At 27.6% G+C, this 15,615-nt stretch carries 12 protein-coding genes; 5 read left to right on the top strand and 7 right to left on the bottom strand.

Translation table 11 applies throughout. The features are described 5' to 3' along the window. The first annotated feature begins 27 nt into the window (after nt 1-27). From CC87_RS02085 to CC87_RS02075, 3 genes are all read left to right on the top strand, one after another. The gene (locus tag CC87_RS02085; RefSeq protein WP_038055549.1) at nt 28-936 is read left to right on the top strand and encodes a KaiC domain-containing protein; all 909 of its coding nucleotides are present in this window, start codon (nt 28-30) and stop codon (nt 934-936) included. Nucleotides 937-949: 13 nt separating this feature from the next. Continuing rightward, nucleotides 950-1,612 (top strand): bacterio-opsin activator, encoded by a 663-nt coding sequence (locus tag CC87_RS02080; protein WP_038055548.1) that lies wholly within the window; start codon nt 950-952, stop codon nt 1,610-1,612. A 98-nt stretch (nt 1,613-1,710) separates the two neighbouring features. Beyond that, nucleotides 1,711-5,148: an AAA family ATPase gene (locus tag CC87_RS02075; protein WP_038055546.1), complete on the top strand. Its 3,438-nt coding sequence runs from the start codon at nt 1,711-1,713 to the stop codon at nt 5,146-5,148. On the opposite strand, the gene CC87_RS02070 is transcribed toward CC87_RS02075, so the two are convergent. From CC87_RS02070 to CC87_RS02045, 6 genes are read right to left on the bottom strand one after another with little or no spacing between them, the layout of a single operon-like run. Next, nucleotides 5,099-5,449, bottom strand: a complete 351-nt coding sequence (locus CC87_RS02070) for a PilZ domain-containing protein (protein WP_038055544.1) — start codon at nt 5,447-5,449, stop codon at nt 5,099-5,101. The genes CC87_RS02075 and CC87_RS02070 overlap by 50 nt on opposite strands. An 8-nt stretch (nt 5,450-5,457) precedes the next feature. After that, nucleotides 5,458-5,811, bottom strand: coding sequence for a PilZ domain-containing protein (locus CC87_RS02065; RefSeq protein WP_038055542.1), 354 nt, complete (start codon nt 5,809-5,811; stop codon nt 5,458-5,460). A gap of 9 nt (nt 5,812-5,820) precedes the next feature. After that, entirely contained in the window at nt 5,821-8,469 is a 2,649-nt protein-coding gene (locus tag CC87_RS02060; protein ID WP_038055540.1) for a valine--tRNA ligase, read from the bottom strand. A gap of 17 nt (nt 8,470-8,486) precedes the next feature. Next, on the bottom strand, nt 8,487-9,371 hold the full coding sequence (gene argB / locus CC87_RS02055) for an acetylglutamate kinase (protein ID WP_038055538.1): 885 nt from the start codon (nt 9,369-9,371) through the stop codon (nt 8,487-8,489). Nucleotides 9,372-9,383: 12 nt separating this feature from the next. Beyond that, nucleotides 9,384-9,725, bottom strand: coding sequence for a cupin domain-containing protein (locus tag CC87_RS02050; protein ID WP_038055536.1), 342 nt, complete (start codon nt 9,723-9,725; stop codon nt 9,384-9,386). 21 nt (nt 9,726-9,746) lie between these two features. Beyond that, on the bottom strand, nt 9,747-11,822 hold the full coding sequence (locus CC87_RS02045; RefSeq protein WP_038055534.1) for an STT3 domain-containing protein: 2,076 nt from the start codon (nt 11,820-11,822) through the stop codon (nt 9,747-9,749). Between the two features lie 128 nt (nt 11,823-11,950). Between CC87_RS02045 and CC87_RS02040 the strand changes: the two genes are divergently transcribed. After that, nucleotides 11,951-13,435 (top strand): UvrD-helicase domain-containing protein, encoded by a 1,485-nt coding sequence (locus CC87_RS02040; RefSeq protein ID WP_038055532.1) that lies wholly within the window; start codon nt 11,951-11,953, stop codon nt 13,433-13,435. On the opposite strand, the gene CC87_RS02035 is transcribed toward CC87_RS02040, so the two are convergent. Next, the gene (locus tag CC87_RS02035) at nt 13,432-14,775 is read right to left on the bottom strand and encodes a sigma-70 family RNA polymerase sigma factor (RefSeq protein WP_038055530.1); all 1,344 of its coding nucleotides are present in this window, start codon (nt 14,773-14,775) and stop codon (nt 13,432-13,434) included. The genes CC87_RS02040 and CC87_RS02035 overlap by 4 nt on opposite strands. A gap of 90 nt (nt 14,776-14,865) precedes the next feature. Between CC87_RS02035 and CC87_RS02030 the strand changes: the two genes are divergently transcribed. Continuing rightward, nucleotides 14,866-15,615, top strand: a complete 750-nt coding sequence (locus tag CC87_RS02030) for a hypothetical protein (RefSeq protein ID WP_038055528.1) — start codon at nt 14,866-14,868, stop codon at nt 15,613-15,615.

Genomic DNA, 15,615 nt, shown 5'->3' with positions numbered 1-15,615 from the left:
AAATAAAAATATATATGGAGTTAAAAAATGAATAAATGGGATAAAACTGAAAACATTGTTAAAAAAGAAGAAAATATTCGGGGTATAGGTGAGCCAGATTTAAAATCAATTTATACAGGTAGTCAGGCTATTAAAAAGGCTCCTAAGGTTTATGGAGTTCCTACAGGTATAGAAGGTTTAGACGATTTATTTTTTATTGTTACTTCTGAAAATGGAAAACTTGTAAAGAAAAATTTAGGAGGTATTCCTGCTTATTCTGTCTTTAATATTACAGGTGTTTCTGATACAGGAAAATCTTTGATGGTAGAACAGTTTGCAGTAAAACAGGCTTCTATTGGAGAAAGAGTAGCCTTTATAACTGTTGAAACTCCTGCGAATTTTGTAGCTACCTCTTTAAAACTAAGAGCTGCTGCTATGGGATTAAATTTTGAAGACTTTGAAGATAATCTTATCATTATTGATGCTGCTTCTTCTACCAGATTAAGAGAAAATCTCCCTGATCTTCTGGCAACCCTCGCTTATGTAATTCAAAATTATAAAGTAAATTTTACAATTATAGACTCTGTTACAGGACTTTTTGAAACTAAAGAAATGCTTGCAAGAAGTATTGTAAGAAGACTTTTTAATTTTATGAAAAAATGGTATCAAACTGCTCTTTTTGTATCTCAAAAAAGGAGTGGACATGAGGAATTAACAGCTGAAGCAGCAGGAGGTTACGCTGTAGGACATATTGTCGATGGAACCATGGTTTTAGCCAAAGAACTTATAGATTCTTCTTATAAAGCAAAAATTTACAAAAAAGAAATAGGAGAAGTGATAAGGCTTTTCAGAATAGATGGATGTAGAATATGCGGACATGATACAAAAACTCGCTTTCTTGAAATAACAGAAGAAGGGTTAGTAGTAATAAAAGATCCTATTTCCAAAACCAAATAAGGAGGTGATAATTATGGTAATACAAATTAGCACTTCAGTGGTTCCAGAAACAGAAATAGAACATTTAGTAAGCAGAGTTTTTTTTAAAGCTATTGATCTACTTGGAGGATTAAACAAACTTGCAGAATTCAGAACTTTAACATGGCTTCCTTCCTTAGCAAGGGCTGCTTTTGTAGTGGTCTTAAAAGAAGAGTATATGAAAACTGATGATGAAATTGCCCAAAAGGTTGGACTTACTAAAAATACTGTTAGAAATATTTTAAGAGCTGATCCTGAACTTGCCTTGCAAAAAATTAAAGCTATGGAAGAACTGGTTAATGAAGAATTAAGAGAATTAAAAGTGCATACTGCTGGAGGCATCGCTAAACTTGCTTATAAAGAAATAAAAGAAGGACGTGACGCTCAAACCCTGTTGCATTATTGTTCTACAATAAGTGAAGAAATTGCCAGGACTCTTGATATACCCTGGGCTTACTTAGTATTACGAAAATCTAAAGGAATTAAATATCCCATTACCTCTCCTGAAGAACTAAAAGAAAGATTTAAAGATTTAAATATCAAAGGTATTCCTGCTGAAGAGATTATGGATAACTTACAATATCCTATTAAAACTCCTGCTATGCTGGTTCACGAAATAAAACAATATCTTAAATTAAAAGAAGGTCAAAAAGAATAAATTTCTTATAACACCCCTCCCAATTTTATAGGAGGGGTGTTATAATTAAAGCTCCTTTTAAATTTTTCATTTTGATATACAATTATACAAAAACATTTATGTTTATTAAAAGATTGGAAATTTACGGCTTTAAATCTTTTCCTTATAAAGTTAATATCCCTTTTTCTCCTGGCATCACTGCTATAGTTGGTCCTAATGGTTCAGGTAAAAGTAACATACTTGATGCCATTCGCTGGATTTTAGGAGAACAAAGTCCTAAGAGACTTAGAGTAAAGGAGCTTTCAGATCTTATTTTTGCAGGAAATATTCAAAAAAAAATAGATTTTGCAGAAGTTAAACTTATAATTAATCATGATCCCCCTGTTTGGGAAAAATTTAAAGATTTTCCGGAAATAATTATTACCCGCAGATTCTATAGAAATGGAGAAGGAGAATTTTTTATAAATCAAAAGCCTTGTAGACTAAAGGATATTCAGTTTTTATTCTTAGATTTAGGTGTAAATCCTCAAAGTTACGGAATAATTGAACAAGGAGAAGTGTCTAAATTTTTAGAAATTTCTCCCAAGGAGAGAAAAATATTTTTAGAAGACTTGGCAGGTATTTCTAAATTTAAAGTTACAGAGGAAGAAACCAGAAAAAATCTAAAAAAAACTAAAGAAAATTTAACAAGATTACAAGATATTATTAAAGAGGTAGAAGCCCAGTATAATCATCTAAAAGCACAAGCTGAAGAAGCTAAAAGATATTTAACTTTAAAGGATAAACTTCAAAATCTTCTTGTTAAGAAAAATTTATATCTCTGGAAAAATTTTTCTAAAGAAAAAGCAGAAATAGAAGAAAAAATAAATGATTTGTTTAATAAAAAAGCTAAATTGGAAAAAGAAATAGAAAAATTAGAAATAGAAGAACAAAAATATTACCAAGAACTTATTAAAAAAGAAAGAGAAATTAAAGATTTAAAAGAGGAAATTCAGTCAAAAGAAAAAATATATAAAGATTGGGATAATAAATTTCTAAATTTATTAAAAGAAGAAAGAAATCTAAAATACAAATTAGAAAAAGAAAAAATAAAAGAAGAAAATGAAAGGGAAAAGTTAATAATTTTAAATAAAGAATTAGAAACTATAGATGCATCTTTAAAAGACTTTAAAGAAAAAGCAGAGAAATTAAAAGATAAATTGATAATTTTAAAAAATGAAAAAGAAAATCATTTAAGAATTTATGAAGATAAATTAAACAAATTTAAAGTTTTTGAAGAGGAATATATAAATTTAACCAGAGAAAAAGAAAAACTTTTAGAAAAAAGGAGTTTTTTAGAAAAAAGAATAAACCAGCTTTTAAAAGATAAAGAACTAACAGAAAAAACTTTCAAAAACATCTCCAAGGAATGGAAAAAGATTCAAAAAGAAGAAAATATATGGGATAAGATTATTGAAGAAAAAAAGAAAAAAAGGAAAATTTTAGAAGAAAAAATAAAAAACATTTCTAAAATTAAAGAAGAAATACAAGAAAAGTTAAATCAGATCCTTTTAAAAAAACAAAAATATATTTCAGAAATAAAATCCTTGGATGAGCGTTTAAAATTAATTAATAAAATTTTACCCCAAACTCCTAAAAAAAGCTATGTAAACAAAATCAATTTGCCTTCTTTAGAAAGTTTGCTTGATTTAGAAAAAGAAGATCTAAATCTTTTAGAAACAGTATTAAAAGATGATCTCAATGCCTTGGTTATAGATAACTTAAAATCTTTAAAAAATTTAGATGTCAAGGATAATTTGGTTCTGTTTTTAAAAAAAGAAAATTTGGATGAGTTTTTTAAAATAAAAAAATTTGAAACTCTTTCAGAAAAAATTCTCCAGGAATATAAAAACACCCCTCAGTTTATATATATTTTAAAAGATAAAATTCTTTTTACACCTTTAGGTTTTATCTATTTTATTAAAAAGCCTAAGAAAGGTATAATAAGTTTAAAAAAGGAAAAAAAGGAATTAATTAAGGTAAAAAAGGAGTTGGAAAAAGATCTTGAAAAACTTTTAAATGTAGAAAAAGAACTTGAGCAAAATTTAAAAAAATATAAACAAGAAATAAATTATTTAAATCAGGAATTAGAAAACATTAAAAAGGAATATGAAAATCTTATAAAACAAAAAGAGAATTTTAAAATATCTTTAATAAAATTGAAAGAACAAGACAAAAATTTAAAAGAAAAATTGGAAAATTTTAATCAAGATTTTCTAAATTTAAATGAAGAAAAGTCAAAAGTTATAAAAAAATTAGAATTACTTGATAAACAGCTTAATGAAAATGCTAAAAATTATGAAAATGTTCAAAAAGAAAAATTTAATTTAGAAAAAATTTTAAAAGAACTTGATAAAAAATTAAATAATATTTATCAAGAAATTATAAAAATAAAAACCCAAAATGAAACCTTTAAAAATAGAAAAATTGAGATTCAGAAAAATATAGAAAAAATTCAAAATTTTCTTAAAAACTTTAAATTTTCTACAGATTTAATTTTGAATGATATAGAATATGTGAAAACCAAAATAAAACAAACTAAAAATAAAAAAGAGCTTATAAATCAGGAATTAGAAATGTTAAAAAAAGATTTGGAAAAAATTCAGCAAGAAAAAGAAAATCTGGAAAAAGAGTTAAAGAAAAAAGAGTTTGAAAGGAAAAATAAAGAAAAAGAATTAAAACATCTGAATACTCAAAAATACAATTTAGAACTTAAATTAACTGAAATAAAATTATATTTAGATAATATCAAAAAAGAATTAGAAGAATTGACAGATTTTAATATTTCTTCAGATCTAAATGAAGAAATATTAGATATAAATCTGGAAGAAATAGAAAAAGAAATTCAAAATACTAAAAATATTTTAAAAAATTTTCAAGAAGTCAATCTGGCAAGTATAAAAGAATATGAAATTATTTCTGAGAGATATAAAAATCTTTTAACTCAAAAAGAAGATTTAGAAAAAGGTATAAAAGAATTAGAAGGAATTCTGGAGAATCTTAAAAATTTATCTAAGGAAAAAATTTTAGATACTTTAGAAAAAGTAAATACTAAACTAAAAGAGATCTTTCCTACTATTTTTCCTGGAGGAGAAGCTAAACTTATTTTAACTGATAACAATCCTCTTGTAGCAGGATTGGATTTAAATATAAAAATTCCAGGTAAAAATATTAGACATTTAAATATGTTGTCAGGTGGGGAAAAGGCTCTTTGTGTTATTGCTATATTAATTTCTTTCTATTTGGTAAAACCTGGACCTTTTTGTATTTTAGATGAAGTTGATGCCTCCTTAGATGAAAAAAATTCTATTCAATTTATTAAATTATTACAATTAATCAAAAAAAATTCTCAAATAATAATTATTACTCATAATCCAAATATTATGAAAGAGGTTGATACTCTTTTAGGAGTTACTATGGAAGAAAAAGGAATTTCTAAAATATTCACTATAAAACTGGATCAATTAGTTAAGGAACATCAGTCTTACCAAAACTTGATAAAGCCATTTCAGAAATAAGAAAAGATAAAGCTTCTCTATTATGAAAATCTGTATCTAAAAAGCTCACTCCAAATTCTACAAAATTTTTATTTAAATTAATCCATTTAATTTCTGCTTTTACTTTAATAAGTGCTTTCCATTTTATTAAAAGTTCTAATTTTTCCTTTTCTTTTAAAGGTGTAGATCTTTCTGTTTTTAGTTTTGCTCCTTCCATACTGATATTTAAAATTTCTACTGGAAAAATAAAACCCTTCTCATGAGCTGCTTTAGTTTCTATCTTGGTTTTATAACGTGAATGATATCTTTTATCTTTATCCATAAAAACCTTTATCGAGTATAATGATCCAATAGAGAAGTTAAAGCTATTTCAGAAAGGAGAGAAGATAAAGCTTCTCTATCTGCCATATTCATTTCTATAAATTTTACCCCAAATTCTAAAAAGGGCTTTTTACATTTAATCCATCTAATCTCTGCTTTTGTTTTAATAGGCCCCTTCCATTTTATTACCAAATTGATAATATCTCCCTCATTAATAGGAACTTGATTATCTGTTTTTAACCTTGCTCCTTCAGCACTAATATCTAAAATCTCTACAGGAAAAGTAAAACCTTTTTCAAGAGCTACTTTCCCTTCTAATCTTACCTTATATCGACTATAATACCTTTTATCTTGCAAATTCATCTAAAAAGTTTAAATAAGTTCTTTTAAATAGTGGTTTATTTTAAATAGTCTTTCTTTTAATTCATTATAAGCATTTTTTTCTTTTTCTACCACCTCTTTTGGAGCTTTTTCTAAAAATTCTTTATTCTGTAACTTTCTTTCTATTTGAGACAATTTTTTCTCAATTTTCTCTCTTTCCTTGGTTAATCTTCTGATTTCTTTTTCTACATCTATTAAATCTTTTAAATTAACAAAAATCTCTCCTTCTGATAAAACTACTGAAATATCTCCTTTTTCTTTTTTATAATCTTTTAATAAAACTATATTTTCTATTTTTGCTAAGAATTTAATTATCTCTTTTTCTTTTTCAATCAAATTTAACAAATTTATATCATCTGATTTAAAGATTATATTTAAATTTGTTTTAGAAGTCAAGTTATATTCTGATTTAATATTTCGTATATTTACAATAAATTCCTGTAAAAATTGTATCAACTTCTCGGTATTTTTATCAACTTTTGAATCATCAAATTCTGGATATTTAGCTATAATAATATGTTCTGTCTCTTTTTCTAATAAATATTGCCAAATTTCCTCTGTAATAAAAGGTATAAAAGGATGTAACAATTTTAAAGATGTTTTTAAAACCTCTAATAATACTTTTTGAGTAGAATCTTTATAATTTTTATCTTTTAAATAAATTTTAGAGGCTTCTAAATACCAATCACAGAATTTATCCCAGAAAAAGTGATAAACAGCCATAGCAGCTTGATCAAATTCAAACTCATCCAGCTTTTCTCTAACTTCTTTAATGGTTTTTTGAAGCTCAGAAATTATCCATTTAGACCATAGAGGTAATTTCTCAAAGTCTATATTTTTTTGAGAGCTATAGTTATAATTTTCAAGATTCATTAAAACAAATCTGCTGGCATTCCAAACTTTATTAATAAAATGTTTAAACCCTTCTATACGGGCTTCCGAAAGTTTAATATCTCTTCCTTGAGCAGCAAGAGCAACAAGAGTGAATCTTAAAGCATCTGTTCCGTATTTTTCTATCATTTCTAAAGGATCTATGACATTTCCTCTACTTTTGCTCATTTTTTGCCCTTTTTCATCACGAACAAGAGCATGGATATAAACCTTTTCAAATGGAATCTGTCCCATAAAGTGGATTCCCATCATAATCATTCTGGCAACCCAGAAGAAAATAATATCAAAGCTGGTTACCAAAACTGAAGTGGGATAAAAAGTAAATAAAATCTTGTTTTTTTCAGGCCATCCCATAGTAGAAAAAGGCCAGAGAGCTGAAGAAAACCATGTATCAAGAACATCTTCTTCTCTTTTTAAATCAATGGACCCACAATTAGGACATTTTTTAACTTCATCCTCTTTACTTACAATAATCTCTCCACAGGAATTACAATACCAAACAGGAATTCTGTGTCCCCACCAGATCTGTCTTGAGATACACCAGTCTCTTATATTTCTCATCCAATCATAGTAAAGATTGGTCCAATTTTCTGGAACAAATTTTATGAATCCATATTCTACTGCAGCGGTAGCAGGCTGAGCTAAAGGTTTAGTAGAAACAAACCATTGTTTAGAAATTAAAGGTTCTATTACTGTGTTGCACCTGTAACAATGTCCTAAAACTAACTGATAATCTTCTTCTTTTTCTAAAAGCCCCTGAGCTTTTAAATCTTCTACCACTTTTTTACGAGCCTCAAACCTATCAAGACCAGCATAAGCTCCTGCTTCTTCTGTCATCCTTCCAAATTCATTTATAACTTTTACAAAAGGTAAATTATGTCTTTTAGCTATTTCAAAATCTGTAAAATCATGGGCAGGCGTAACCTTTACCGCACCTGTTCCAAATTCAGGATCTACAATTTTATCTGCAATAATAGGAATTACTCTGTTTACTAAAGGTAATATAAGATTTTTACCAATAAGATGCTTATACCTATCATCTTCAGGATTTACAGCAACGGCAGTATCTCCAAGCATAGTTTCAGGTCTGGTAGTAGCAACTATGATATAACCTGATCCGTCTTCAAAAGGATATTTAAGATACCAAAGTTTCCCAGGAACTGTTTCAAATTCAACTTCTAAATCTGCTAAAGCTGTCTGACATCGTGGACACCAATTAATAATATAATCTCCTCTATAAATTAATCCCTCTTCCCAAAGCCTTACAAAGACCTCTTTAACTGCTCTTGATAATCCCTCATCCATAGTAAATCTTTGATAAGACCAGCTACAACTGGCTCCCAATTTTTTAAGCTGTTCTATAATACGATTACCATACTGTTCTTTCCATTTCCATACTCTTTCTAAAAATTTTTCTCTACCAAGATCATGTCTTGTTAGCCCTTCCTTAGCTATTTCTCTTTCTACTACATTTTGAGTAGCAATGCCTGCATGATCTGTTCCTGGAATCCATAAAACGTCATATCCGTCCATACGTTTATATCTTGCTAAAACATCCTGAATAGTATTATTTAAAGCATGTCCTATATGCAAAACCCCTGTAACATTAGGCGGAGGAATTACCATAGAAAACTTGGGTTTTCTTTCATCATAGGTAGGCTCAAAATAACCTTTTTCTTCCCAAATCTTATACCATTTTTCCTCAACTTTTTTAGGATTATAACTCTTTTCTAAAAACTCACCCTCCAAAATTCATCCCTCCTTCCTTAATTTTTGGTAATAATTTGGGTTCCCAAACCTTCATCAGTAAAAAGTTCTATAATTAAACTATGAGGAATTCTTCCATCTATTATATGAGTCTTTTTAACTCCAGCTAATAAAGCCTTTCTTGCACTTTTTAATTTAGGGATCATACCACCTTTGGCAATCCCTTTTTCTATTAAGTTCTCTATTTCGTCTAAATATAAAGTTGAAATTAACTTTCCTTTTTCATCTTTAACTCCTTCCACATCAGAAAGATAAATCAATTTTTCAGCAGATAAAGCTCCTGCTAAAGCTCCTGCCACAAGATCAGCATTGATATTATAAGCTTCACCATCAGGACCTATTCCTACAGGAGCAATTACAGGAATAAAACCTCTTTCTATGAGAGTATAAAGCACTTGAGGATTTACTTCTTTTACCTTCCCTACCCTTCCTATATCAATAATTTCAGGGGGTCTATCTTCTCCTGAATATTTATAAATATGCATCTTTTCTGCTACAATAAGATCTCCATCTCTTCCAGAAAGACCAACTGCTTTTCCTCCAGCTTTGTTAATAAGACTCACTATATTTTTATTTACTGTTCCAACTAAAACCATTTCTACCACACTCATAGTTTCTTCATCTGTGACCCTTTGTCCTTCAATAAAAACAGGCCTTAATCCCATTTTTTCCATTACTTTATTAATTTGAGGACCACCTCCATGCACAATAATAGGCTGAATTCCTACATATTTCATCAATACTATATCCTGGGCAAAGGCTGATTTTAAGTTCTCATCAACCATAGCATGCCCACCGTATTTAATTACCATTATTTTGTTATAAAATTCTCTAAAATAAGGTAAAGCTGAAATAAGAATTCTGGCTTTTTCTAAAATCTCCATTTTATCTTTCCTTTACCATAAAGCCGGAGCATGAACAATATAACATTTCATAGGTTTATTCCCTTTAACCCTTACTCCATGTTCCTCTTTTGGAGACACTACTATTATATCCTCTTTTTTTAGCTCCTGCCATTCTTTATTCAAATATATTTCTCCTTCCCCTTCTAAAACAAATATAGTATCTACTTCTTTTTCATGAGTATGAACTGAAATCTCTACACCTGGTTGAATCTCCAATACAGTAATGCTTAATTCTGGTTGTTTTTCTTTGGTAACTATAAAACCTATTTTTACTCCCTTAAATTTTGGGTGGTCTTTCATCTCCACTTCTTTTAAATTAATTAAAAATCCCATTTATTGTCTTCCTATATAAACTTATTTATTAATTCTACTTTTTACTTTATAAATCACAGCGATAGGAAAATCATCTAAAACCAGTTTAAAATATTTAGGATTGTATTGTCTTAAAATAAACATCTTGTTAAACAGAGTATTTGCCACTTTTGAATCCATAATAAATAATGCAACTTGATTAGTATTAACTTTGATTATTTCTATTACATAACCCCTGTCAAAAAATTTTTTTTCCTTTAACTTTTTTTGATCTTTTATATATACTTTACTAATAGCTAAAACCTTTTGCCCTGCAAATATAACTCCATTTTCAAGATCAATTTTAGCTCCTATATCTTGGCAATATAAAATATTATTTAAAAATTCACACCTATGAGGTGTAAGAATTCTTGCAAAGATCCCTCTTTTTTTATCAAAATTATAACTTCCAAAATAATGAATCCAAGCAAATTTGCTTATTAAATCGCGAGTAAAAATCCAATAAACAGGGGTTTTTATCTCTTTAGCGTATCTACCTTCTCTAATATCTTTAACCAAATCTTTGGCTTTTATTCCTTTTTTTAATTCTTCAGCAACTCCTTTTAATCCAAGATTGCTTATAAAGGAGGTTATATACCATGCTTCCTTTGGATCAGAAGTGGTAAAACTTCTTGCTATAAAATAAGTCTTAGGAGTTCCCTGAGAACCCCCATCATGAAAAGTAGTTCTTCTTGAATAAAGCTGAAAGGCATAACCATAATCCCACCAGGTCCATATAGCAGAATTTTTAGGAGTATGAATTTTTATGTATTCCATATCTTTAACCAGAGGTGCAAAAACCTTGGGATAACTTGTAAGCCCTAAAACAGGCCTCTGAGCAAGAAGTGTGATTATAAATAAACCACTACCAACTAAATGACAAATTTTACTTTGCTTTTCTTTTTCATTGAATAAAGATAAATAAGGCATTATTTTAACAAACAAAAAATGAACTATAAAACCCAATCCAATTCCTATAAAAGGAGCTAAATACATAACAAATCTCGCTCCAGAAACAAAAGACAAAAATCCAATTCCTAAAAAAGGAAAAAGAAAAATGAGTTTTCTAAAATCACATAAGAAAGCTATTATTATACCTATTAGACCCAAAATTCCTAAAATAAGACTAAAAGTAACATTTTCTATAACTTCTTTAAAACTCAATCTTTGTAATTCAGAAATAGACATAAATATATTTGGAAAATCTTTAAATAAAATATCTACACTGGAGGGGTTTTTAATATTAAAAACCAAGGTTTTTACTTGATCGTAGAGTTGAACAGGACCTTTGTATAAATACCAAATTTGAGGCAAAATTAAAATTAAGACAAAAATAACATCTTCTTTATTCCAATCTAATTTTTTATCCCAGAAACATCTAATTAAAAACATAAGTATTAATACAAAAATTAAATTGGTATGAGCATACCATAAGTAGTAAAAAAAGCATGTAAATGTAGCTAAGATTACCCACAGATATTTCTTTTTTTTATTAGTTGTTTGGAAAAATTTATAAAATATGTAAGCAATCAGAAAAGGCCATGTTAAATTAAAAACATCATGATCCAATCTCATAAGATTAGTTCTTGCAAGATACATAGGAGCTGAAACTGCTATCAGACTTCCTATTAAACCTGCATAAGGATAACCTAAATCTTTAAAATAAAAAAAAATGGGAAAAGCTACAGAAATAGCTAAAATAGGAATTAGGTACCAAGTAAGTTTTTCTAAAGAAATATTAAACCAAGAAGAGAGATGAGCCCATATCCAACTTATAAAAGTGCCTGCAATAGTATATTTAGAATAAAATTTCTCGTCATCTACTTTGGCTTGAGAGGAATTGTCAGGGAAAAATCTATAATTATCTATTTCTCCAGGTTTAAAAATGCCTTCTTTAATATCTTGTGCTAATCTTGCAAAATAAAAAGAATCATATTCACTATAAAGGGGATTATTTTTATAAAAATAAAACTCTTTATTTGCTTGCCAAATTTTTATATCATCAAATCTTATATAAAGACCAAAAATAAGAACAATTAAAAGAAGAAATAAAAAATAAATATTTTCTAATTTATTCATTTTTATCTCCAAAAAGGGCTTATAAATTTTATAAAAAGAGATTATATAAAATTTTCCATGAAAAACAAGATCTTTAACTGATTATATTTAAACTTGCTTAGGTAAAAAGCTTGGTTAAAATTTAAAATATGGAATATACAAAAGAGCAAAGAAGAATTATAGAAACACCTGGAAATCTTTTAATAATAGCAGGTCCTGGAACAGGGAAAACTTATACTTTAATAGGAAAAGTCCATTCTCTTTTAGATTTTGTTTCACCTGAAAAAATTTTAGTTTTAACCTATTCTGTAAAAACATCTCAAGAATTAAAGGTCAGATTTCAGAAATCAGGTTTATCGGATATAAAAATTGATACTTTTCATGGATTAGCCTATGATTTATGGAAAGAGCACTTTCAAAAAACTCCCAATCTTATCTCAGAAAAAGAAAAATCCTCTATAATAAAAAAACTTTTTAAAAAAAACAAAAACTCTTTTAAAGACCCTAAAAATAAAGAAATTTATTTCCAATATTTAAAAAAGAATAATTTATTGGATTTTGAACTCTTGCTTTATGAAGTTTCTCAATTTAATTTTTTGGATTTTAAAGATCATTATATAATTATTGATGAGTTTCAAGATCTCTCTTCAGATATTTTAAACTTTCTTAAAATTTTTAAAAAAGCTGTTTTTATCCTTTTCGGAGATCCTAATCAATCTATCTATAGTTTTAAAAATGTAAATCTAAAAGAACTTTACAATTTCTGGAAAAATTTCAGACCTGATTTAAAAATTTTAAGTTTATCTTTAAGTTTTAGATGTCCTGAAAATATTTTAAAATATGCAGAAACTTTTAAAAATGCTCCTTGGGAAGTTCCTTCCTATAAAGCTCTTAAAAAAGAAGGAATTGTTCAGGGTTTTTTCTTTAAAAATACCTATGAAGAAGTAGATTTTTTAATAAAACTGATAAAAAATCTTTTAGGAGGTCTTCAATTAGAAGAACAAAAGTATGATACTGTTTCACCCAATGATATTTTTATCCTTTCAAGAATTAAAAATGTGTTTTTACCTTTAAAAAATAGTTTTCAAAAATCTGGAATTCCTGTAAATCTTGCTGAAGAAGAAGCTAATTTGATTTTTGAAAGGATTCAAGAAATAGTAAATATTTTAAAAACCTCTTCTATACCTGTAGAAGATCATTTAAAAAACTTAAATTCCGAAATAAAAGTTTTTCTTGAAAATCTTTGGGCTTTATCTTTTAATGATAAAGAAAAGTTTTTAGCTTATTTAACCAGTCTAACTCCTTCTGATTTTTTAAATACCAATAAAGAAGGAATTAATTTTCTCTCCATTCATGCTTCTAAAGGATTGGAAGCAGAATATGTAATTTTAGTAGGAGCTGAGGCTGATTTAATCCCATTAAAGATTTTTAAAGATACATTGGAAGAGGAAGAAAAAAGATTGGTTTATGTAGCATTAACCAGAGCTAAAAAAGGTTTTTATTTTACAGCTACCAATCAAAGAAAAATATTTTATTTTAATTTAAATAAAGGTCTATCACCGTATTTTAAAAATTTTCCTCTTAAAATATTTAAGCCCAAACCCAGAAAACCCAAGCAAACAGGTTTATTTTAATCTCTTAAATCAAATTTTTCTTTTTGGGCAACTTGTCTCATTTTTGCTAAAGCTTTTTTTTCTATCTGTCTAATTCTTTCACGAGAAACTTTAAACATATAACCTATTTCTTCCAAAGTATAGCCTTCATATTCTCCTAAACCAAATCTCATGCGGATTATTTTTTCTTCTCTTGGAGAAAGAGTAGCTAAAAATTTCTTTATTTTTTCAGAAACATCTTTTTTTCTTGTAGAATCATAAGGAGATGGACTTTTTTTATTTTCTATAAAATTCCCGAGAGTGCTATCTTCATCTCCTATAGGTGTCTCAAGTGAAACAGGTTCCTTAGAAGTTTCAAAAATTACCAATATTTTTTCATAAGGAACACCTGTTCTTTCAGCAAGCTCTTCAGGAGTGGGTTCTCTTTTTAATTCTTTAGATAGTTCATAAAATACTTTGAAAACTTGATTTCTCAATTCCAAGAAATGGACAGGTAATCTTATAGTGCGGGTTTTATCTAAAATAGCCCTTGTAATAGATTGTCTAATCCACCAAGAAGCATAAGTGCTAAATTTATTGCCCTTTCTATAGTCAAAACGATAAACTGCTCTCATTAAACCAAGATTCCCTTCCTGAATTAAATCAGCCAAGGATAATCCCTGTCTGATATATTTCTTGGCAATAGAAACTACTAATCTAAGATTAGCTTTTACCATTTCATCTTTGGCTCTTTCAATTTGATTTATATATTTTTTAATCTTGGCACAAAGATTTAGAATATCTTTGTGCTTTTCTTTTTCTGAAGAGATCTTCTTATATTTTTTTTCACATGTTTTAACCATATCTTCTAAATAATTTACATAAATTTTCTTAGGTTTTAAATTGGGATCTTTTCTTTTCCAATCTTCTATAGTTTGTTTAAGCTCTTTTATTTCAGGATAATTAAGTTTGGACTTTTCTATTAAATTAATAATACTATCAAAACCTTCTCTTATTTGTTTAGATAATTCTTCTTCTCTTTCAGGAGTAAGAAGATCATACTTGCCCATTTCTTTTAAATAAAATGAAAGTAATTCCTCACTTCCTGGTTCAGAAATAGTTTCTTCTTCCTCAAGTTCACCCTCTACAAAAGTGGTTAATTCTTTCATTTTATCATGAGCTTTTTTCTCTATATATTCTTCTTTTTCATAAGGATCCATATCTTTTAATTCTATTCCATAGCTTTCAAGAAGATCAAAAATTTCTTCCATTTTATCAGGATCGTTATATTCTTCTGGAAGAAGCTTATTTAATAGATCATAAGTAAGCTGTCCAGATTTTCCTAATTCTAAAATTTTTTCATTTAAACCTTTATTAGCCATTTTAACCCTACCACCTCTCCTCTTTTAATTTTTTAGTGTTATATTTTTTATAAGCTGTTTAAAACATAAAACATAGTTTATAAATATTCAATGGTAAATAATTTATTACTAAAATTTCTAACCTATCTTTTAGCATATCATCCAGAAGAATTCGGTTTAATTCCTGATAATAATGGATTTTTTAAAATTAAAGAAATTTTTCAAGTCCTAATTTTTACTAAAAAATTTAAAAAAGTAAACTTACAAACATTAAAACAGGTTTTTTCTTATTATTACAGAGATTTTTTTGAATTTTTGGAAAATTTCAATTTGGTAAAAGCTAAAAATACCTTCTATTCACCTCCTGTAAAAATAAATTTATCCCAAATTTATAATTTTAATAATTTTTGGAGTTTTGTCAAGCCAAAAATTTGGCTTAAAATCTCCATAGATGGAATTTGGAAACCTTACAATCAGAAAATTCCTCTTTTTGCAGATAAAGAACTTGCAGAAAATTGGGCTAAAGTTAAAGGTGCTCTGGTTATACAGATTAATCCTAAATTTATATCTGAGGATACAGAAGTTTTACAATTTGGAGATAACATTTTTTTAGTAGAAAAACTTCCTTATTCTGCTTTAAAAGGACCTCCTATAGATAATAAATTTCTTAAAAAATACGGCCCTAAGGAAAAAACTCCAGAAAAGCCTGAACCTATTACATTTTTTAAAGAACCTTTAATTTTTGAAACCAAAAATGACTTGGAAGATATACCCTTTAGAAAAATTACTTATGGAAAGAAAAAGGAAAGACCCTGGAAGAAATATCAAAAGAAAAAAGCAAAAGAAAAAGGAAAATTTTAA

The organism is Thermodesulfobacterium hydrogeniphilum, from assembly GCF_000746255.1.
In the GTDB taxonomy this organism is placed as follows: Bacteria; Desulfobacterota; Thermodesulfobacteria; order Thermodesulfobacteriales; family Thermodesulfobacteriaceae; genus Thermodesulfobacterium; species Thermodesulfobacterium hydrogeniphilum.
This window is presented reverse-complemented; position numbering and strand designations above follow the sequence as displayed.

Bases quoted from the DNA above. Each gene is read 5' to 3' on its own strand.
- CC87_RS02035 (WP_038055530.1), bottom strand. From the start codon at position 14,775: ATGGCTAATAAAGGTTTAAATGAAAAAATTTTAGAATTAGGAAAATCT.
- CC87_RS02045 (WP_038055534.1), bottom strand. From the start codon at position 11,822: ATGAATAAATTAGAAAATATTTATTTTTTATTTCTTCTTTTAATTGTT.
- CC87_RS02065 (WP_038055542.1), bottom strand. From the start codon at position 5,811: ATGAATTTGCAAGATAAAAGGTATTATAGTCGATATAAGGTAAGATTA.
- CC87_RS02085 (WP_038055549.1), top strand. From the start codon at position 28: ATGAATAAATGGGATAAAACTGAAAACATTGTTAAAAAAGAAGAAAAT.
- CC87_RS02080 (WP_038055548.1), top strand. From the start codon at position 950: ATGGTAATACAAATTAGCACTTCAGTGGTTCCAGAAACAGAAATAGAA.
- argB (WP_038055538.1), bottom strand. From the start codon at position 9,371: ATGGAGATTTTAGAAAAAGCCAGAATTCTTATTTCAGCTTTACCTTAT.
- CC87_RS02030 (WP_038055528.1), top strand. From the start codon at position 14,866: ATGGTAAATAATTTATTACTAAAATTTCTAACCTATCTTTTAGCATAT.
- CC87_RS02050 (WP_038055536.1), bottom strand. From the start codon at position 9,725: ATGGGATTTTTAATTAATTTAAAAGAAGTGGAGATGAAAGACCACCCA.
- CC87_RS02040 (WP_038055532.1), top strand. From the start codon at position 11,951: ATGGAATATACAAAAGAGCAAAGAAGAATTATAGAAACACCTGGAAAT.
- CC87_RS02070 (WP_038055544.1), bottom strand. From the start codon at position 5,449: ATGGATAAAGATAAAAGATATCATTCACGTTATAAAACCAAGATAGAA.
- CC87_RS02075 (WP_038055546.1), top strand. From the start codon at position 1,711: ATGTTTATTAAAAGATTGGAAATTTACGGCTTTAAATCTTTTCCTTAT.